The organism is Nostoc sp. CALU 1950 (assembly GCF_051172895.1).
Lineage (GTDB): Bacteria > Cyanobacteriota > Cyanobacteriia > Cyanobacteriales > Nostocaceae > Nostoc > Nostoc edaphicum_A.
The window spans coordinates 1-21,085 of record NZ_JBDNJQ010000149.1 but is presented as its reverse complement, the minus strand read 5'-3'; the positions used below and the strand labels follow the sequence as shown (position 1 = coordinate 21,085).

Genomic DNA, 21,085 nt, shown 5'->3' with positions numbered 1-21,085 from the left:
AACTGGATGACGTTTATATAAAAGGAGGCAATCTTTTTAGAGCCATCCTAACGAATGCTAAACTCCATAAAGTTTTCTCACAAGAAATCAGTTTAGAAGAAGCAAATTTGACTGGAGTCGAACTGGATGACGTTTATATAAAAGGAGGCAATCTTTTTAGAGCCATCCTAACGAACGCTAAACTCCATAAAACTTTTTTAGAAGAAGTTAGTTTAGAAGAAGCAAATTTGACTGGAGCAAAACTGGATGACGTTTACATAAAAGGAGGCAATCTTTTTAGAGCTATCCTAACGGATGCCAAACTCAATCATGTCTTTTTAAAAGAATCTATTATTCTAAAAGCCAATCTGATTAGAGCCGAATTAAATAATGTCCATATACCGGGATCATCTTCATTTTTTGAAATAAATTATGGTTTGCCAAAAGTAAATTCTATTTATAAGATTGATGTCTTGGAAGCTGAAGGATATAAAAAAATTCAAGAAGTTGAAAAAATATTAAATCAGGTTACTAAAGAAAATACTTTTAAAGAAATACATGGCCCACAAAAATTAACTGAGATACTTCAAAAAATAGAAGACAAAGTGCAATTACTAGCTTTATCATCTCAAGGTTTAACTAACTTGGTAAACTTAGCTTTTCAAGTTAGTTTAAAAAAGGAGGAAGCTAGATATCCTCGATTTCAAATATATGTTCCCACATCAGAATTTGATGACTTCCAACAATTGAAACTAGGAATGCGCTTTCAGAAACCTATTAACTTATCAGAGGACGAGTTTACTCTTCATCGTATTAGCTCAGGTATTCCACCAAAACCTTATGGGCTAATTGTTCGAGAAAGAGAGTCAAGCCTTTGGGCCGATGGAATTATCAGAATAGAGAATTTCAACGTTCGGTCTACTTATCTTCAAAATATAGCTAGTAAGCATTTTTTCGGACTCACTTTAAATATTGAAGGTCCGGGTGTATTGAATGTATTATACTATCCTCTATCGGAATTAGTAACACATTTAACATTCCGTCACGGAAGAGTCCAGCTTAATTATGACCCAACCTTAAATCCAGTTGCTAATAAAACATTTTTCAGTATAGCAGAAGCTCTTATAGGAGACAGTAAAGCTCAACCTTGGCTAGTTGAGATAATCCGAGGAGTTTGGAGTTATATTTTTAACTTAGCTGTAGAGTTTGGTCACGGAGGTACATTTGTTATTCTGCCACCAGAGTCTTCTCAAGATTCAAAATCGTCATGGGATAGGATAAAGAGCTTGATAGATATTAAACATGAAACAGGAGAGCCTAATTTAGGACAACATATTTTAGATCTGTATAACAGTAATGACAAAATTGAGTTTCGATGCCAGCAATTATTTGATATGGCACGTGTAGTAGCACAGTTGTCTACAATTGATGGTTGCGTTGTACTGGATCGACGGTTGCGCTTACTAGGCTTTGGAGGAGAAACCCAAAACATTGCGACCGACAAATCAGAGCTTTATGTAGAGTTAAATTCCAATTCATCTCATTTAGAGCCAAATGGAAAATGGAATATGAAGCAATTTGGTACACGGCATCGTTCAGCTGCTAGGCTATGTGCTAGTGTACCAGAAATAGCTGCTTTTGTTGTATCACAGGATGGAGATATCCGAGAATTTATGCCATTACCTAATGAAGAAAAGGTTGGAGTTTGCGGACCTTTACGTCCTCGATGGATAAGCAAGAGCATAATTGATTTGGAAGCTTTAAAAATACTTACAAACCATTGAGCTATATCTCGATCCCGTTTGCGAATTCATTGAAAAGGTGGTTTAAAAAAAAACTTTGGTTTAGGGCTTTCACAATACCGTAGGGGTTTCTAGTCTTAAGAAATATTTCGTCAACAGCATCTATACCTCGTTGGATGTCCTTGTAGTAGCTATCTGTTTAGTATTTTAATTCTCCTTTAAGCTTTAAAACTACCATTTCTCTGGAGAATTTTTACATAATTGTACTTTTTAGTATTGTAAATGATAGATATTTGTACTCACAAAGTTTCTGGCTCCTTTCCTTTCTTAATACGTGTGGAAGAATTTTATTTGTAGTATATGAGAATTCCAATATGTGTAATGCATAGGTACGAAGAAACTACCACCTCATGAATAACAAAGGTAAACGTAATACAGAAGAAGTCCTAGATTTGCAAATTTTCCTGACCCGTTCACCTGGATATGAACCTTTCAAAGATGAAGGTCTACCATCTTTTGTGATTGCCGGAGAAGGTCGAGAGCAAACTGCACGTTATAGAGATACTATATCCTCCAACCAATCTAAAGAGAATAGTTTCTATATAGAACCTGGATATATTGCTATTGCCAACTCAAGTGTTGTAGAAGAAGTTGCCTTTCCATTTTCTGCAAAAGCAGTACTAGAAATAGTGAATAAGCTTGAAAGGAATCAAGCAAAGCTAGTGGAATGCATGGAATTTGGAATCAAACTTTTTGACTTTGCTATTCATGGCTCCATTCGAGACTTATTTCGAGAGTTGAGTAACCAGGGAAAAATACTACGTCTAACAATCTCAACATCCATTCCAGAACTAGCAATGTTGCCTTGGGAGTTGATGTGTGACAACAAATCTGGCTCTTTTCCTCAGTTTCTTTGTTTTCATCCAAAATTACGCTTTTGTAGAGCCTTACACTTATTTAATAGACAAGAATTTATACCCAAGAAACCTCTTGGAGATGATGAAATCCGTATATTATTTGCAACTGCCAACCCAACAACGCAGTATCTGGATTTCAGCACAGAAGCAAGGTTATTAGATTTTGTCTTACATGAGTCTCCAGTTCTAAGCGATGTGAAGCTTGATATTTTATCTAATGCTAGTAGTAATAGTCTGAGGGAGCGACTTTTAAGTTTTCGCCCTCATATTTTACATTTATCTTGTCATGGAGGATACAACAGAAAAGAAAATTTTGGATTTGTTGTTCTTGCTTATTACAATAATCCTAAACAGCCAGATTATGTCAATTCTTATCGATTAGCATCCATTATTCAAGAAGCTAAAGATTCTATACAAATTGCTGTAATTAGCACTTGTTATGGAGCTTTTGGAGGCGAGAACTCAACTTTTTCAGGAGTCGCGCAGTTACTTCATGCTGGTGGGATAAATGACGTTATTGCACTTAACTTTCGGGTGATGGATTCAACCAGTCACGCAATTCTAGCAAACTTCTATAAATATTTGCTGAGGCATGGCTTTACGGTTGAAGAAAGCATTAGCCAGATTCGTAGATTTCTATTCATAAATGGGTATAGTGTTCCTGAGAGTTTCGGCTTAACCTTATATCAATCAAATGCATCCCTATGTAGAGTTGAGATTGAAGACCCATCCCTCAGATATGCAGCAGATAGCAAGGAATTTGATAAAACCTTACAGAAGCTTGAAGAAAGCCTTGTCAGACCAAGTTATCTTGATTCTAAAATTTCGGAGCTACTGGATTTAGGTGACTTGAAATATCTTACTAAAGGATTGTCTTCAGTTGATATCATTCTAGCGTATAAAATTTTTAACAATATAAGTATAGGAATTAAACTAATTAAAGAGATTATAAGTTCTAATCTTGATAAAGACTTATTTTTGAAGCTTACAGAATTAGCGAGAATATTAAGTCAACGACGAAATGAGCGAAAAACTATATCAACCTCACTAATATTAAAAACTGATGATTCTGAAAACAGTTATTTTGAACAATACAAAAATAATATTGTTCAATCACTCGGAGAAAATTTTTTTGACAGTGATATCAAGACGCTAATTGAAAAAGCTTTAAATGTGAATGGTGAAGATAAAACCTTTGTTTTTTTAATAACAGATAAGAAGAAAAAGCTATATAAAGCCTTTGTACAAGATTTGGGTTCACTTGATAGTGAAGCAATTCAAGATATAGATGATTTCGGATATCCCCGGTGGAATCGTGTTCAATTTCTGATTCGAGAATCTGGTTGTGCATTAATATTGCCTGGGGATTCAAGAGTTAAAATTATTGCAAAAGGAGAACAATTGGCAGAATTTCGTGATGGCGAATGGAGGTTTATAGATTTTAAATATTATAAATTGAAAATTAATGAATTGGCTCAGTTATCATCTTTCGACGAAAATATTTTGTTCAATACTTTTCAAAAGTGTATAGCTGCTTCAGAGTTGACGCGGGGACTGACATTAGTAATTCAGTTGGATGGACAAGGAGTTCTAGAGCGGTGTCACCCCGGTTATATAGAGGATTTGCTGGATTTAAAGGAGAAGACAATCATGGATTGTGGTAATAAAGAATATCTGGATCGTATAGCTGGAGATAATGCCGTCATCCTTGATCGAAACGGACATACTCTTGCTATCAAAGCTGCATTTGCACCTCAAGCATCAACTTATGTAATACCAATACCTGGTACGGGTACAAGGCATCTCTCGGCACAAAAGATGACTAAGGAAACAAAGGCAATCGCCTTTGTAGTATCTGAGGATGGACCTATTACAGTTTTTTTTCAAGGTAAATCAGTATTTCGTGTACTTTGATAATAAAATTTTGAAAAATTTTTTATGACATTCTAATGGAGTTAAAATCTTATGCACGCTTATGCAACAGATACTTCAGAGCGAGAATCAATTCCAGTTTGGTTGGCATTTTTTGCTGTAGCTGCTGCACTGCTTCTCAGTTCTATTGTGAAGAATATGAAATTAGAAGTTCCTTGGTGGATTGATGCTCCCTCAGTAATGGGCTTTTACGGTTTAATTTACCAATGGTTTGATAAGTTTTTATGGTGTCAAAAATTTAAATTTATATCTTTCTCATCTATTCCCAATCTTCAAGGTACATGGGTAGGGGTTATTCATTCATCTTATGGCGGTGGTACTGATGTCCCAGGAATAATTTTATATATTCGACAAACTTGGACATGTATTAATGTACGATTGGTTACACAAAACTCCAGTTCATATTCTATTATGGCATCAGTTAATACGCATAATTCTTCTGAGCCAAGCTTGAAATACGAGTATATGAACGAACCATCAGCATTGAGTGTTAATACAATGAACGCTCATAGAGGAACAGCTAATTTACAACTATCACCAGATGGAAAAGAGTTGGCAGGAGATTACTTCACTGGGCGTGGTAGGCAGAATCTTGGAACTATGGAATTCAAATTTATTTCTCGTGAGTATCTAACACGAGAAGAAGCTTTGAGAAGAGTTGCATCTCCTTCAACACAACAACCTTAGTTATCCTTCTCTTTCTACTTCTAAGCAAGCTATACAGCATGGTTATTTCTGAATCTCAACTTCAAACATGGTCAAATCAAGGGGCAACGGTATCATCTCAGCAGACTCATACATCTATTAGGAACGCATTGAGTAATTATCAGTGGGTTTCTGGTGTTCGCTACGACGCTTACTTGCAAGGTTCATACAGGAATTCAACTAATGTTCGCGGTGATAGCGATGTGGATCTTGTGGTAGAACTTACTTCTGTTTTCTACTCGAATCTGACAGAAGCAGAGAAAACTCAATTAGGAATAACACCTGCTTCTTATAGTTGGTATGAGTTTCGGAAAGATGTGATTGCTGCTCTCTCTAATTATTATGGTTCTCAGTATGTTGACACATCAGGCAGTAAATCAATCAAGTTATTGCCCAGTGGTGTACGGATCAAAGCAGATGTGGTTGTGGCAGTAACTTATAAACATTACGAAAACATGAGGCTAGTAGTAGAAGGAATGACTTTCTGGACAGTTTCGGAAGGACAGCAAATCTGCAACTTCCCCAAACTGCATTATAAAAATGGTACAAGAAAAAACTCTGAGCAACAAACATACGGATGGTATAAGCCTACTGTTAGGGTTTTCAAGAATGCTCGAAGTCGAATAGCTACGAGTCTTCTATTCCCAAAACAATTTCCATCTTACTTGATTGAGTGCCTACTTTACAATGTTCCCACTAGCAAATTTGATGTTAGCTTTCAATCGATATTTGCAAATTCATTAAGTTGGTTGAATAACGAACTAAATAACGGTAACTGGCAAAGGTTTGTATGCCAAAATGAAATGAATTACTTATTCGGTAATTCAACAGTTCAATGGAATATTAGTGATGCCCGTAATTACGTGGCAAAGTTAATAGATATTTGGAATGCCTGATGGTAAAATTCATTTACCCCATGTTACTAGGGGTTAAACAATAAATGTCTCGCTTATCGTGGGTAAAAACTGAGTCAGAGATATCTAGCTAAGATGTGGAACTTTGATAATAAACACGGAGGAACAAGCCGTGCTAATCTTGAACGAGCTTACAGGCTTGCTGGGCTATTAGTTGAAGCTCTTTCTATGGCTTCATCAGAAATTACACTCAACAATATTGAGCAGAAAATTTTACACGATGCTATCAAGTCCGCTGAAAACGTACAACTTTATCTTGAGCAAGCTAGCACTGGTGAGCGCTCAAGTGAATGGTTCGCCGCTGAAGCTATTGCACTTAAGGGACAATTGGCAAGACTGACTACAAGAATGAGAATTGGCCCTAAAGAAGCAAAATTTCTTGAGAAGCCCAACACAAAAATATCTACCGAAGATAAGAGCCTCACGATTATCCGGCAGGATTTAAGAGAAATGGGAGTGGAGGATAGTGAACACTCCCGTTATTTTATTCAAATAGCACAGCAAGTTTTGGAAGAGATTGAATCAATTACTCGCTATTCAGAGTTTTCGGCAGTTCGATCAACTATTGTTCGTACTATCAAGCCAAAATCTGAACACAAACAGGTTGTTCTTTCAGTACTGAATTATTTTGGCCGCATTGTAGAGCAAAAATATAAAGATAAAAATATTGTGGTGAAAACTGAACAAAAAGATGATGAGATAACCTTTGTTATTGAAATGGATGCTGGAGATAAAGGTGAAATCAATGATGCTCTTTACCAATACGGTCAGGTCGTTTTAGAAGAGCAAGACCCCTCAAAACTACTCCCTTCTATGGTTCAAGCATTAGAACTTAAGCACAAGCTTGATATGGCTAAGATGGAGCTAAAGCACACAACAGAGTTACTTCATACTGAAAGGTATGGCTATAGAAACAGAATCGAGTTTCTAGAGGATGAGGTATCTTGGCTAAAGAAAGCAATTGGCGATAGCCTTACTCTTAACAATGACCTTCAAGCAATGTTGAGTAAGATAAGTACAAGTAAAACTTCCTTGTCTGTGCAAGAAGCACTCAAGTTTGTAATAAGAAGAGCCTTTGATGGCATAGAAGAAACTGATAGAAATTCCATTTTTGAAAAACTTGTTGATATTCAAAAGTCAGAGCCAGGAGTTTTAGAAAAGCTGAAGAATATAAGTGAGACAGTGTTTACTCACACAACATCCTCGCTTTTATCAAATTGGATTACGACAGTTTTGAAATCACTTCCTGAATAGCTTTTTGGATAACTCAATTCCTTACGATAAGCAGGCTGCTCGCTAGCTCGCTAGTCCAACTGCTCTCCCCTCCCAATTATTAAAAAATAGCTATTATTACTGCCTTTTGTTATTGCCCAAAACGTTTTGGGCAACTCTTACTTTATGATTCAACCCCGTTGTTTTCATTTAGGTCAAAATCTTTTTCATCTGTAACTAAGGCTTCCAGCCTTTTCAAGAGTGTCTGCACTTGTTTCCATTTTTTTGGATTTTCCCAAACTTTTGACTGAGTGATGCGACGGGTAATAGTTTGAATTGTGGCTTGCGGCGACTCTGAATCTGTTGAAGGTTGCAGTGCTTTAACTCGCTCTCGAATTTCACGTAAAGACAAATCGGCGGCTACCGCTTCTTCTAACAATGATTGTCTCTGTTGTTGGTCTTTGACTCTGGCAATCAGTTGAGCTTTGGTGTAAGCAATTTTTCCGGCTCGCAGTGCTGATAAAATCTCTGCTGGCAACTTCAGCAGTGGCAGACGACTGGAGACAAAAGATTCCCAACTTAGCTTTCCTAGTTCCTCGAAAACTGCCATTATTGTCTGTCCTTGTTCATTGCCCAAAACGTTTTGGGCAACTTTCCCTTTGGCTTCATGTTGCATCCGGTAAAGTAGATTGGGGATATCGGTTACTGGCATGGAGAGCCGGATAGCCAGCAGTTGCAGTATGCCTTCTGTCTCTTCTATTGGATTGAGGTCTTCTCGTAGCAGATTCTCAACTAGGGCAAGTTGCAGCGCTTGTACTTCGGTGAGTTCACGAATAGTAACAGGAACTTCCTTGAGTTCAGCCGCGATAGCTGCTCGGTAGCGTCTTTCTCCTGCTACCAACTCGTACTGATTTTCTTGGTTAGGGAGGGGACGGACAAGTAGGTTCTCCAAAATTCCATGAGTTTTGATAGATTGAATTAACTGCTCTATCTTTACTGGGTCGAAGTAACGGCGAGGTTGACTCTCAGGTAGAGAGATAGAGTCAATTGCCAACATCTGCGGCTCTGTCGAGGGCAGTTCGGAACCCATTAACAAACTGATGTCCGCTTTAGCTTTGTAAGGCTGCTCTGTTTTGCGGGGTCGAACCATTATAATTGCTCCATTTTTTCTGCTATCTTGTTTAATACTTTTAGAACTGGATGCTTTGGTTCGTAAACAGCTAAGGGTACTTGTTGTTCAGAAGCATCTACAAAAGCTGTAGCCCTGGGAATTGGATCGTAGACGGGGGCGATGTCGGAAAATTGTTCTGAGATAGCTTTGAGGGTGCGTTGATCTTGGGAATTGGAAGCAGCATAGCGAGAAGGAATAAACCCAGCTATTTTTAAGTTGCGGTTTCCTCTTTTTTTGACTTGGGCTATAGTTTGCACCAGTAGATTTGTTCCCTGAAAAGCTTTGTAGTGGGTTTCAATGGGAATGAGCAGGTGACTGGCAGCGACAAGGCTGCTATAACTTAACAGCCCTAAACTGGGTGGGCAGTCGATGAGGATAAAGTCGTAATTATTGCGAATTGGCTCAATAGCTTCTTTCAACCGGACTTCACGAAAATCCATATTAACGAGTTGAATTTCAGCTACGCTAAGGTTGATATTAGTAGGAGCTATATCCATTCCATGTTGTTTTTGCTGGATGAATAGTGGTTCCTCATTTATAAGCGCATCAAAAGGAGTTTTGTCTAGTTTTTCTGGGTCAAGACCCATAAAAGAAGTTAGGGAAGCCTGGGGGTCGAGGTCAATGAGAAGAACTTTGTGACCCCGTAAAAGCAGTTGATAGCCCAGGTTCATGGTCAGGGTCGTTTTACCAACCCCTCCTGCTTGATTGAAGAGTGCGATTACCCGACTCATTTAATTACTGGTACTTTACATCTAGTTTGATTGCCAGCATAACCTGAATGAGTGAAATTAGCGCTCGCGATCGCAGTTGGACTGTTAGCCGTGCAGAAATTGAACCGAAGAACAAAGCCCTTGAAAGCTGTAAATCCCAACGCCAAAGTTGAAGAAGATGCCTGGACTCCAGAATAACTATTGGACTTGATTGAGCAGAAAGGGGACGAGGTTCCAGAGGTATTGGCAGTCTTACGGCGTTCATGATGTATCAATTCACCAATGCTAAAAAACTATTGCCTGAAATTGTCATAACGGAACTTAAAGCCAAGTAACACAACAATGCTTTAAATTTTAAATATATTTATTGGTAATCCTATGACAGGAATGGAACCTTGGGCAATATCAGTTGTTAGCGGTATAGCAGTTCCTATTTTTCAGTCACTTTTGACAGGTGGCGGCAGGGTTATGGGAATGTTAGGACACAAGTTGGAAAAAGCAATTTTTAGTGCATCAAAGCAGTATGTTCAAAACTACGAAGAACGACACGGTATTCTCAAAGTTTTGGGAATGCGTGAACCTGTTAAGTTAGAATCGGTCTATACAGCAGTTCAATTTTTAGATAATGATGCCATCCGTAGTTTTGAATCTATCGAAAACCTAGAAAAATTTTATCGCCAAGCTAATAGCCGCAGGTTTAATTCTCAAGATAGCCCTAAACAAGCAGGAATTAAAGTTGCTAATGATAAGCAATTTTTGATGGTACTGGGTGCCCCTGGTGCTGGCAAGTCTACATTTCTACGGAAGATGGCACTGGAAGCGCTCAAAGGTAAAAAAGGAGAATTTAAGCACGCCCGTATTCCCGTTTTTCTAGAATTGAAAATATTTGAATCGAGTGATATCGATATAGAAAAAATTATTACTGAAGAGTTTCGTATTTGTCGTTTTCCAGAGCCTGAGAAATTTACAGCAAAAGCTTTAGAATCAGGTCAGTTACTAATTTTACTAGATGGGTTGGATGAAGTACCCACAAAAAAATTAAATGAGGCGATTAGTAGAATTCAAAACTTTGTTGATACTTACGATAAAAATCGCTTTATTGCCTCGTGTCGCACTGCGGCTTATCGCAGTAGTTTTCGCCGCTTTAGCGATGTAGCAATGGCAGATTTTGATGATGCCCAGATTCAGCAATTTATTTATAACTGGTTTCATTCCGAAGCAGATAAACAGGCGAAGACAGGCGATAATTGTTGGGAGTTGCTACAAAAGCCAGAACATTTTGCTGCTAAAGAATTGGCACACACGCCTTTATTGTTAACATTCCTGTGTTTAGTATATGACCGTTCCCAAAACTTTCCTGATAATCGTAGTGTTCTTTACCGCAAAGCACTGCGGATATTGCTAGAAGAATGGGCATCAGAAAAGCGAATTAACCGAGAGGAAATATATCAAGGACTGCATACAGAATTAGAAGAAATACTCCTCTCAGAGATTGCTTACACAAATTTCGAGTCTGACAGACTGTTCTTTTCTCAGCGTGATGTTGTTCAACAAATTAAAGCATTTTTGGCAAGTAATTTGAATGCACCTCAACATTTAAATGGTGAAGCAGTTCTGGACGCTATAGCTATTCAACAAGGGATTTTGGTAGAACGAGCAGAGGATGTATTTTCTTTCTCTCATTTGACGCTACAGGAATATTTGACAGCGCAACACATTATTGATATTGATGACCCTCGTAAATTTGAAAAATTAGTTACTGAACACTTGACAGATAAACGCTGGAATGAGGTGTTTTTATTGGTAGCTGGATTAATACGGGGTGGTGCAGATGATTTGCTGTTGCTGATGGAAAAAGAAGCACAGAAGTACATCAACACCCCAAAGTTGCAAGCATTATTAAACTGGGCAGAACAGGTAACAGTTGGTTCAGCAGGTAATTTTAAACCTGTACGTAAACGTGCAGATGCGATCGCAAGAGCCTACGCCAACGCCATCGCCATTGCCAACGCCATTGCCAATGCCTACACCAACGCCATCACCAGTACTAAGACCTACGCCAGCATCAAGACCTACGCCAACGCCATCGCCAATGCCAACGCCAATGCTATCGCCAACGCCAATGCCATCACCAATGCCATCGCCATCGCCAACACCATCGCTATCGCCAACGCCAACGCCATCGCCATCGCCATCAAATATACTGATGAACTAAAAAAATCAGAAATCTTCAATAACCTCAACTTTACTGTGCTGATCGCCCAACTAGAAGCACTTAAAGCTACAATTCCTGATGAGAAACAGCCCCATGAAGTGCGTCTGGCATTTGCTAAACACCTGCAACAAACCTTACTAAATGCTTTCAATCTCACCCTAGAAATGATCGATTTATCTGAGTCAGAAGCAAACGCACTAGAAAATTATCTCTACGCCAATCATCTCATTATCCAGTGCAAACAAGCGGCGGTGAGAGTGTTGCCCACAACCTGGGAAGGAATTGAGGCGCGGATGTTGTTAGTTCCGAGTAATTGAACAATTGGGCATCAAGCCTAATATCTATCTTGCCAGCCAATGATATTAGTGGATGAAAATCCACTCAAAAAGGCTGTTCCCACTGCCAATCAAAATGCTCAAACCGCCTGGGGTTCTCCGCCGTATAGCGAACAGTATTTTGAATGTTCACTCTGTCCAATTATCAAAAGGTGTAGCAAGAGCAAGAGCTATCGACTTTGGCAACTGAGGACAAACTGCCAAAAGCTGACTGGCGGTAATTTGTGAAATCTTGATACCTTTTGAGCGAAGTTCCTTAATGGCCATTGGAGTAATATCTAGCAAATGTGCTGTTAATCTTGCCGCATCTGCATACTTCGTATCAGAAGTGGTGTAGTTAGGATGAAATTGCTTTATGTACTCAAGTGAGAAAAGTGTTGCTAGCCCTTCTTCTAAGACAGTTCCAAAACCGGAAACAACAGGGTCAAGAAGGTGAACAGATTCATGAGCTAGTTGAAACAATGCTTGAACTGGATCTTCTTTTGCCGACAAGCCAAGCTGAATTATAATATGCCCACAGTCTCCTGGAAACCATGTTTTGGGCCCGCTTTCACAAAACTCAATTCCCAGAATCGTCCAAGAGCGATCGCGCTTACCAAACTGTGCCTCAATGTGCGAAATCATCTCACCCAACCGAGAGGCAAGAGTCCATGTGTATCCATCACCCGATGGCAACGGATTAGCTATTACCAAAGAATCTTTAACAGTTGCCAAACAATAAACCTCTTGCTTGTAGTTTTTAACTATTTATTATGTTGCCCCCAGCATTTAACTATCTAACTGCTGCTCCCATTGATGGAAAAGAGAAGGTCGTCCACTGGCAACTGAATTATCCACCTTTGGTTCCACTGATTACCGTGCTATATGCAAAGTTAGGCGATCACAAATGGTGGAAATGGTTGTTCTTTAATAGATAAGATAATCCCAAACACGAATTTTTCAATTGCTATAAGCCTAAGATTTTATTCCCGAATCCGGGAATAAGGTAATAGCAGTTGAAAAGGCTGAAATTTTGAGCATAAAGCCGATATAGAACTAATGTACTAGTATAGAGCAGCTTGACGGTAATTTTTGGGTAATTGCTGTCATTTTTAGTGACAGCGCCTAAAATGTTATTAACCTTAAGGGTTAACAATATTAGTAGAAGCTTGCTACAATGGATATTGTGTTTAGTAATCGAAAATTTGAAAAAGAGTGCAATAACCAAAGGCTTCTAGAGAAAAATCATGGTGCAGATAGAGCAAAACGCATCCGAAGACGACTAGATAATTTACGTGATGCCAACGTACTTGAAGATATGCGAAATCTTCCAGGAAGATGTCACGAATTGCTTCAAGACCGCGCAGGTCAGTTATCGCTAGATTTGGATCATCCATATCGGCTAATATTTGAGCCAGCAGATGAACCAATTCCTACTAAACCAGATGGTGGCATCGACTGGAATAAAGTAACTGCCGTTAGAATACTGGGCGTGGAGGATACTCATGAGTAATACAATCCAAAATCAATACACGCCAGATTACGTTTCTCCTCCTGGAGAGACTCTTCAAGAAATCCTTGAAGAGCGGGGTATGTCCCAAGCAGAACTGGCGGAACGTACAGGGAGACCTAAAAAAACAATTAACGAAATCATTAATGCCAAAGCTGCTATTACTCCTGAAACAGCATTGCAGTTAGAGCGTGTATTTAATATCCCAGCTAGTTTTTGGAACAACCACGAACGACGATACCGAGAATTTTTAGCGCAACAGGAAGAAAAACAGCGCTTAGAAAAGCAAGTTGCATGGCTTAAAGGAATTCCTGTTACAGCCATGATTAAGTCTGGCTGGATTCGGCGCTATCAGGACAAAGTTGAACAATTGCGGGAAGTGCTAAATTTTTTCGCCGTCGCCTCCCCTGAACAATGGGAGGGAATATGGTGTAGTACTCATGTGGATTTTCGGAAATCGCAGGCTTTTCAAAGTGAGCCTGGAGCAATGGCCGCTTGGCTGCGTCAAGGAGAAATTGAAGCAGCTGAGATTCCTTGTGCTACCTATGATGCGAAGAAGTTCAGGGAGGCATTGCTACAAGTCCGCACTCTAACGATGAAACCACCAGAGGTTTTTCAACCAGAATTAGTGCAACTATGTGCTGAAACAGGTGTGGCTGTGGTTTTTATACCGGAACTTCCCAAGACAAGAGCCTGTGGTGCAACACGCTGGTTAAATCCTCATAAGGCGCTGATTCAACTCAGCCTGCGGCATAAAACTGATGACCATCTATGGTTTGCTTTCTTCCACGAATCTGGTCATATTGTGCTGCATGGTAAGCGTGATGTATTCCTAGAAGGCAAAGGTGTTGCTGCTGTTGAGGATTTAGAAAAGGAGGAAGAAGCAAACAAATTCGCTGCGGACATACTTATCCCTCCTATTGAGTTCAAGCGATTTCTAGCATCAGGTCAACAACGCACGAAAGTGTGCATTGAGCAGTTTGCTGCTGAAATTGGCATTGCACCGGGGATTGTAGTTGGCAGACTTCAGCATGATGGAATTTTACCACCTAGTCACTGCAATGACTTAAAGCAGCGATTTGAGTGGGCAGTAGACCCAGCGCCAGATTAATAAGGATTTTTTTTGGTTGGTTTGGTCTGATTTCCCGCCCTCTTGAGCGGATCGCTTTTACTGCGACTCAGGGACAATAACTGCTTGAAGAAATGTCGTCATAATCAACTTTTCAAGCTTCTTCTAACAGGTGTGGCAACCACTTCAATCCAACCCATCCATTAATAATTCAGACATCTCAAGTTGATCGCGATTGCGGTTATCGTCGTAAATTTGGAGCGTGTTTAATTTAGCGTGTCTGCTGAGTTTCTGAGCTTTGCGGACGTTGCCATCAGTCTTTTCAAGTACAGCAGTGATAGCACTGTGGCGGCAACGGTGCGGACTCATGTGTTTTTCAACACCAGCCCGTTTAAACAAGCGCTTGACTATTTTATAAATGCCATCCCCAGTTAACCTGTTACCAGAATTTTGAAAATCAACCGAGGTAAACAATGGGCGGGACGAGGACATATCGCCACCACGGGCAATCAGCCAGTCAGTAATCGCTATTACAGTGACTTTTGGCAGATTGACTGTCACTCGTACTTGCTTGCCCTTTCCCAAAATTGATAGCGTCCCCTTAGAACATACAAAATGTCTCAAGTCCAAGGTGCTAATCTCATTTCTCCTCAAAGCATTGCCCCACAGTAGCAGCAGCAAAGCATAGTCCCGTTTCCCTGCCACTGTACAGAGATCGCACCCCTTAATGACTGTCAAAAATTCCTCGCCTGTACAACCGCTAGTGTCGCGGTATGACTGCACTGGGATGCTGTCCACATCCACAGCATAGTTGCACACACCCAGCTTTCGGCCAAAAGCAACCAGAGATTTAATTGCAGCCAGTCGGCGGTTAATCGTGTTAGGTGCTAGGGAAGCTTCATTAAGCGTGGATCTATATTTAGTCACTACCAGCGTTGCTTTGTGACCGTCCAGGTGTAAAAACTCCAAAATAGAATCTCGGTTAGGACGTTGCCCAGTCATGCGAGTAAAAAAATCCGTGATATCTTTGCGGTAAGCCCGACGGGTTCCCTCACTATTTTTGGATTTAAGCAGTTCCTCCAGCACATCGGGGTCAGAGTCAATGGAGCCAGCAAAGTATGTCTCAATTTTCGCACTGAGAGAACTTTCTAATTTTTGGACTATAACTAAGTCAACGGATTCACTATCTTTGCTCATGACTGCACCAAGGATTGCGGTATCGAGAATGGCGGTTTCCAATACCACACACCATTATCCAGCTGCATGGCCTATATCGGCGATCGCTTCAACTCACGTTGGAATATTGAAAGTGCGATCGCTCTCTTAGCATCTAGTAGAGTCTTGATATCAAGGTTGATATCAGACATCAGTTTTAGTTAGGAGACTTTAATAAAAAAATCCGGCGTTATTAGAACGTCTACTGAGGAAGAAAGTTGATGGTATCTGCGTCCATGTTGCGGCTAAAATGACCAGTCATACTCTGCGTATTTTTCTGCTTCAGCCTTTTGGCATTGATGTCCTTACTTTTGAACAGCATCCTGTGGCTTAGTTCACATAAGGCGTACACTGCTATTTTTTAGCGAGGGCTTCGCCAACAGCGGGCGTAGCCTCTCGTAGAGAAGGCATCGCAAAAGTTTTCGGTCTACTGAATTTCGTAAAACTTACTTGGTTAAGCGTATCCTTTTAATAAAGCTTAAAAACATAACTTATAGTGGCGTGGCATGACGATAGATTTACGCAAATTTTTTCAGGCAACTAACCCTAGTAAGACGTTGGTCGTAGCAAACCCTGAAGACAGGAAGTATTACATTGACTTTTCCTCTGTACGAGGTGGCGAGATTATCGAGGAACTGAAGTACAATATCACCTTTCTCTCACCCGATGATCCCACCTGTTTTCTATTTACTGGGCATATTGGTTGTGGTAAATCTACAGAGTTATTAAGACTCAACAAAGAATTGGAAGAGGAAGGGTTCCATGTCGTTTATTTTGAGTCTAGTGAAGACTTAGAAATGGAAGATGTCGATATTGTAGATGTTCTGCTAGCGATCGCATATCGCGTCAGTCAGAGTTTGGACAAAATTGTACTGGAGGAACCCAGCAAGCTAAATAAGTTGCTACAGGGAGTGTGGAATGTCTTAAACTCCGAGGTGACAGGCTTGAGAGTAAAGCCTCCCGAAGTGCCTGGACTTCTTAAACTTGGGGATTTAGGTTTCACTTCAGAAAACCAAAAGCTTACTATTGCATTTGGTTTTGGTGAAATCATTACCAGAGTCAAAAATGATGAAAACCTGCGGGAGAAACTCAACCAGCATCTGGGGCCAAAGAAAACTGAACTGTTGGAAGCGATTAATAAAGAATTACTAGAACCTGCGATCGCCAAACTGAAACTACAGGGCAAAAAAGGATTGGTGGTGATTGTGGATAACCTCGACCGCATCGACAGTCGCCCAAAGCCTTGGGGTCGTCCACAACAAGAATACCTTTTTGTCGATCAGGGTGAATCTTTAACCAAGCTAAATTGTCATGTAGTTTATACAATGCCTTTAGCCCTAAAGTTCTCAAATGAGTATGGAAACCTCACGCAGCGATTTTCGGAAGAACCTAAAGTGTTACCAATGGTAGTTGTCCAACAGGATGGTAGCGACTATGAACCGGGGATTGCTTTGCTACGACAGATGGTGCTGGCGAGAGCTTTTCCAGATTTGGACGAAAAGCAGCGTTTAGAAAAAATTTCCGAAATATTTGACAGTCCTAAAACCCTAGACCAACTGTGCCGTGTTAGTGGAGGGCACGTCCGAGACTTGCTTAGACTGTTGAATACCTGGATTCAAAAGGAAAGAAAATTCCCTCCTTTATCTCGCCAGACTCTGGAAGATGTAATTCGTTCTCGCTTTAATGAGATGACAATCACTATTTATGATGATGACTGGGAGTTGTTGCGTAAAGTTAAGCAACAGAAAAAGGTTAGTGGTGATCAAGGATACCAAAAGCTTATTCGTAGTCGGTTAGTCTTTGAATATCGGATTAGTAACCTATTATGGTTTGATATTAATCCGATTTTGGCAGATGCGAAAGAGTTGCAGCCATGAGTGAGATGAATCAGCTTGATGAAGGGTGGCAAGAAAGAGCTGTAGATATTGCTGCCAACAACGAGAATGCCTTAGAGGAACTAGCTTGGGCAATAGAAACTTCTGTTGATCAATTCAAGCTGCTTTTGGCTCGTTGTAACGATAGGAAGTTGCGATCGCATCTGGCAGAACGCTTGCAAGAACTGACGAGCGTCAATATACGTATTCTTGAACTAGAAAAATCAGACAAGACACTTTACGCCAAGATTCAGGCAGAAGTCAGGGAAGAACAGCCAGATGCTTTAATGATATTTGGCTTAGAATCTGTGGACGACTTGGATCGTTTGTTAACTACAACTAATCAAGTGCGAGAGGAGTTTCGGAAGAATTTTCATTTTCCACTTGTTCTCTGGGTTAACGATGAAGTCTTGAAGAAGCTGATGCAGCTAGCTCCTGATTTCGAGAGTTGGGCGATCACTACAGCATTTGCGATCGCCACTGACGAATTGATTGACTTTCTCAGACAAACTGCTGAACAAATTTTTGAGGGGAATTTAATCCTTGATCTAGAAGCTAGCCGTGAAATAAAACTAACTTGTCATGATTTACAAAAGCGCGAGCAAGTATTAGACCTAGAAATTAAAGCAATTATAGAATCCTTACTTGGCGAAACCGAATATGTAGATCGAAATACAGAGGCTGCTTTGAAGCATTATAAACAAAGCTTGGAACTTTGGCAGCAAATTAACCATTTAGAGCCACAAGTTAAATTACTAATTGATATCGCCTTCTGCCATTACGTAAAAACACCTCGATATCGAGAAAAAAATGACCTTGTTCTAGAACAAACCAAGCATTACGCTCAACAATGTTTTGAACTATTTGAACAGCTTAGCTATCCAGATTTAAGTGTAAATTTACTTCTTAAGTTTGGGGATATTCTTCAAGATTTGCAGGAATGGCAGCAACTCGAAACTCTTGGACAGAAATCTTTAGAGCATCACCAGACTCAAGAGCAACCGCTTAAATTAGCAATAATTTATGGCTTTCTTGCTGAAGTAGCTCTAGCGCAGGAGCGTTGGCATAATGCCGAGCCGTTAGCGAGGAAATCTCTAGAAAATTTATCAATAATTCATAGTAGCCAATCACGAAATAATCCACGGACTGTCAATGAAAAAGTTATTCTACTTAACAACAGTCGATATTTATTTATCCTGGCAAAAGCACAGCAACATTTAGGTCAAATTCAAGAGGCTGTGAGTAATTTAGAACAAGCCAGACAGGTAGGCAATCCTGAAGAAAACCCCTGTTTATATCTTGATATTTTAAATAATTTGCAGAAGCTTTACTTTAAGCAGAGACAATATCTCAAAGCCTTTGAAATTAAACTAGAGCAGCAATCAGTAGAGCAGCAGTATGGATTCCGCGCATTTGTTGGCGCGGGTCGAATCCAGCCACGACGACAGGCAGAATTAGCACTGACGAAGGTTGAAACTCAGGAAAATGTTGCTCAAGAAATTGATGCTTCTGGTCGGCTGCTGGATGTAAATAATTTGGTTGAGCGGATTGGCCGCAATGATTACAAGCTAATTGTGATTCATGGGCAGTCAGGAGTAGGGAAAAGTTCGCTAGTAAATGGAGGATTGTTACCAGCGCTTAAGCAGAAAGCCATCGGTACTCAGGATGTTTTGCCTGTCTTAATACGCGTTTACACCAGTTGGGTTACAGAGTTGGGAAGGTTGTTAACAGAAGCACTGGAGAAAAATGGGATACAGTTAACAGCTCCTTTGGATTCAACAGCAGCTATCTTGGCACAGATAAAGCAAAGTGAGTCAGCCAATCTGCGAATAGTATTAATTTTTGACCAGTTTGAAGAATTCTTCTTTGTCTATTCTGCTCCTATCGAAAGGCGGCGATTTTTTGAGTTTCTGGCAGACTGTCTGAAAATTTTGTCAGTAAAGGTCATCCTGTCGTTGCGGGAGGATTACCTACATTATTTGCTGGAGTGCAATCGTTTACCCGGCATGGAAATTATCAGCAATGACATTTTGAGCAAGAATACACTCTACCCGTTAGGAAATTTTTCACCAGCAGATGCCAAAGCGATTATCCATCGATTAACAGAGCGCTCTAATTTTCACTTAGGGTGTGCTTTAGTTAAGAAATTGGTGCAGGATTTAGCAGGTGAGTTAGGGGAAGTGCGACCAATTGAATTGCAGATTGTGGGAGCGCAGCTGCAAGCAGAGAATATTACAACAGTTGCTGAGTATCAAAAGTGTGGTCAAAAAGAAGAACTAGTCAAGCGCTACCTGGCAGAAGTGGTTAAAGACTGTGGTGCTGAGAATCAGCAAGTAGCTGAGTTAGTACTGTATTTGCTTACGGATGAAAAAGGAACTCGCCCTCTCAAAACTGAGGATGAACTAGAGAGAGATTTGAAGGTATTAGCGATAAATTTAAAAACCGAAGACAGCAAATTAAATTTAATATTAAAGATTTTTGTGGACTCTGGTTTGGTGTTGCGGCTTAAAGAAAGCCCAAACGATCGTTATCAGCTAGTGCATGATTATTTGGCAGTGTTGATTCGCCAACAAAAAGAACCAGAATTAAAGGATTTAAGGACGAAACTGGAAGCAGAAACAAAAAAACGCCAAAATTTGGAAAAACAGATGAAGGAATTAGAAGCAAATGTTGAGAAGGAAAGGCAAATTTTAAGAGAAGCACAAGCGCAACGGGATAAGGTTCAGCAAGAGATTGAAGAAGCGCAGGTTCAGCTAAAGGAAGCAGAAACAGCGCGGGAAGAAGCCCAAATAGGTACAAAATTAGAGCGGGCAGGAGTAAATGCTTTAAGACAATTTGAGTTTCAACAAATAGATGGGCTATTATCAGCCATACGGGCTGGGCAAGAATTGAAAGCGCTGGTTTATCGCCGCCCTTTAGAAAAATATCCAGCTACGAGCCCACTCTTAGCTTTACAGACTATTCTTTACAAAATCCGCGAGCAAAATCGGTTAGAAGGGCATACAAGGGAAGTCATCAGCGCCAGTTTTAGCCCGGATGGAGAGCGCATTGTCACCGCCTCTTATGACAACACGGCGCGGGTGTGGGACATGACTGGCAACCTGGTAGCCGAACTCCAAGGGCATAGAAGTTCTGTCATCAGCGCCAGTTTTAGCCCGGATGGAGAGCGCATCGTCACCGCCTCAGAGGACAAGACGGCGCGGGTGTGGGACATGACTGGCAACCTGGTAGCCGAACTCCGAGGGCATAGAAGTTATGTCTACAGCGCCAGTTTTAGCCCGGATGGAGAGCGCATCGTCACCGCCTCATGGGACAAGACGGCGCGGGTGTGGGACGTGACTGGCAACCTGGTAGCCAAACTCCAAGGGCATAGAAGTTCTGTCAACAGGGCCAGTTTTAGCCCGGATGGAGAGCGCATCGTCACCGCCTCAGAGGACAAGACGGCGCGGGTGTGGGACATGACTGGCAACCTGGTAGCCGAACTCCAAGGGCATAAAAGTTATGTCACCAGCGCCAGTTTTAGCCCGGATGGAGAGCGCATCGTCACCGCATCAGAGGACAACACGGCGCGGGTGTGGGACATGACTGGCAACCTGGTAGCCGAAC

Annotated in this window: 16 protein-coding genes and 1 pseudogene; 13 read left to right on the top strand and 4 right to left on the bottom strand. The window is 40.6% G+C overall.

What is annotated here, in order from left to right:
* The 5 genes from ABF638_RS29350 to ABF638_RS29330 all read left to right on the top strand — a co-directional run.
* Nucleotides 1-1,763, top strand: a 1,763-nt coding sequence (locus tag ABF638_RS29350; protein WP_435026399.1) for a pentapeptide repeat-containing protein, incomplete at its 5' end; no start/stop codon positions are given.
* Between the two features lie 368 nt (nt 1,764-2,131).
* Nucleotides 2,132-4,552, top strand: a complete 2,421-nt coding sequence (locus ABF638_RS29345) for a CHAT domain-containing protein (RefSeq protein WP_435026398.1) — start codon at nt 2,132-2,134, stop codon at nt 4,550-4,552.
* A 51-nt stretch (nt 4,553-4,603) separates the two neighbouring features.
* Nucleotides 4,604-5,257, top strand: a complete 654-nt coding sequence (locus tag ABF638_RS29340) for a Cap15 family CBASS effector (protein ID WP_435026397.1) — start codon at nt 4,604-4,606, stop codon at nt 5,255-5,257.
* 38 nt (nt 5,258-5,295) lie between these two features.
* Nucleotides 5,296-6,171 (top strand): nucleotidyltransferase domain-containing protein, encoded by an 876-nt coding sequence (locus tag ABF638_RS29335; RefSeq protein WP_435026396.1) that lies wholly within the window; start codon nt 5,296-5,298, stop codon nt 6,169-6,171.
* A 93-nt stretch (nt 6,172-6,264) separates the two neighbouring features.
* Nucleotides 6,265-7,443, top strand: coding sequence for a hypothetical protein (locus tag ABF638_RS29330; RefSeq protein WP_435026395.1), 1,179 nt, complete (start codon nt 6,265-6,267; stop codon nt 7,441-7,443).
* Nucleotides 7,444-7,585: 142 nt separating this feature from the next.
* Here ABF638_RS29330 and ABF638_RS29325 read toward each other — a convergent pair whose 3' ends face one another.
* On the bottom strand, nt 7,586-8,551 hold the full coding sequence (locus ABF638_RS29325; RefSeq protein WP_435026393.1) for a ParB/RepB/Spo0J family partition protein: 966 nt from the start codon (nt 8,549-8,551) through the stop codon (nt 7,586-7,588).
* Complete coding sequence (locus tag ABF638_RS29320) at nt 8,551-9,303, bottom strand: ParA family protein (protein WP_435026391.1); 753 nt, start codon at nt 9,301-9,303, stop codon at nt 8,551-8,553. The genes ABF638_RS29325 and ABF638_RS29320 overlap by 1 nt, the downstream gene beginning before the upstream one ends.
* A 51-nt stretch (nt 9,304-9,354) precedes the next feature.
* Here ABF638_RS29320 and ABF638_RS29315 point away from each other — a divergent pair, with 51 nt between their 5' ends.
* Together ABF638_RS29315 and ABF638_RS29310 are read left to right on the top strand one after the other, a co-directional pair.
* Nucleotides 9,355-9,480: a hypothetical protein gene (locus tag ABF638_RS29315; RefSeq protein ID WP_435026390.1), complete on the top strand. Its 126-nt coding sequence runs from the start codon at nt 9,355-9,357 to the stop codon at nt 9,478-9,480.
* Nucleotides 9,481-9,660: 180 nt separating this feature from the next.
* Nucleotides 9,661-11,814, top strand: coding sequence for an NACHT domain-containing protein (locus ABF638_RS29310; RefSeq protein WP_435026389.1), 2,154 nt, complete (start codon nt 9,661-9,663; stop codon nt 11,812-11,814).
* A gap of 147 nt (nt 11,815-11,961) precedes the next feature.
* Here the strand turns inward: ABF638_RS29310 and ABF638_RS29305 are convergent, their stop codons facing one another.
* Nucleotides 11,962-12,546 carry a hypothetical protein gene (locus tag ABF638_RS29305; protein WP_435026388.1) on the bottom strand — a complete coding sequence of 195 codons (585 nt, stop codon included), beginning with the start codon at nt 12,544-12,546 and terminating at the stop codon, nt 11,962-11,964.
* Between the two features lie 38 nt (nt 12,547-12,584).
* Here ABF638_RS29305 and ABF638_RS29300 point away from each other — a divergent pair, with 38 nt between their 5' ends.
* The 3 genes from ABF638_RS29300 to ABF638_RS29290 all read left to right on the top strand — a co-directional run bounded on the left by ABF638_RS29300 (nt 12,585) and on the right by ABF638_RS29290 (nt 14,432).
* Nucleotides 12,585-12,749: a hypothetical protein gene (locus ABF638_RS29300; RefSeq protein WP_435026387.1), complete on the top strand. Its 165-nt coding sequence runs from the start codon at nt 12,585-12,587 to the stop codon at nt 12,747-12,749.
* A 239-nt stretch (nt 12,750-12,988) separates the two neighbouring features.
* Nucleotides 12,989-13,324: a type II toxin-antitoxin system RelE/ParE family toxin gene (locus ABF638_RS29295; RefSeq protein ID WP_435026386.1), complete on the top strand. Its 336-nt coding sequence runs from the start codon at nt 12,989-12,991 to the stop codon at nt 13,322-13,324.
* Nucleotides 13,317-14,432, top strand: coding sequence for a HigA family addiction module antitoxin (locus ABF638_RS29290; protein ID WP_435026385.1), 1,116 nt, complete (start codon nt 13,317-13,319; stop codon nt 14,430-14,432). Before ABF638_RS29295 ends, ABF638_RS29290 begins: the two co-directional genes overlap by 8 nt.
* Nucleotides 14,433-14,576: 144 nt before the next feature.
* On the opposite strand, the gene ABF638_RS29285 is transcribed toward ABF638_RS29290, so the two are convergent.
* Nucleotides 14,577-15,635 carry a tyrosine-type recombinase/integrase gene (locus tag ABF638_RS29285; protein WP_435026384.1) on the bottom strand — a complete coding sequence of 353 codons (1,059 nt, stop codon included), beginning with the start codon at nt 15,633-15,635 and terminating at the stop codon, nt 14,577-14,579.
* 163 nt (nt 15,636-15,798) lie between these two features.
* Between ABF638_RS29285 and ABF638_RS29280 the strand changes: the two are divergent.
* The 3 genes and pseudogenes from ABF638_RS29280 to ABF638_RS29270 all read left to right on the top strand — a co-directional run.
* Nucleotides 15,799-15,939 (top strand): annotated as a pseudogene (locus ABF638_RS29280) (IS982 family transposase); the annotation flags it as partial.
* A 172-nt stretch (nt 15,940-16,111) separates the two neighbouring features.
* Nucleotides 16,112-17,482 (top strand): P-loop NTPase fold protein, encoded by a 1,371-nt coding sequence (locus ABF638_RS29275; protein ID WP_435026383.1) that lies wholly within the window; start codon nt 16,112-16,114, stop codon nt 17,480-17,482.
* The coding region (locus ABF638_RS29270) for an nSTAND1 domain-containing NTPase (RefSeq protein ID WP_435026382.1) at nt 17,479-21,085 on the top strand (3,607 nt) is incomplete at its 3' end. The genes ABF638_RS29275 and ABF638_RS29270, both read left to right, overlap by 4 nt.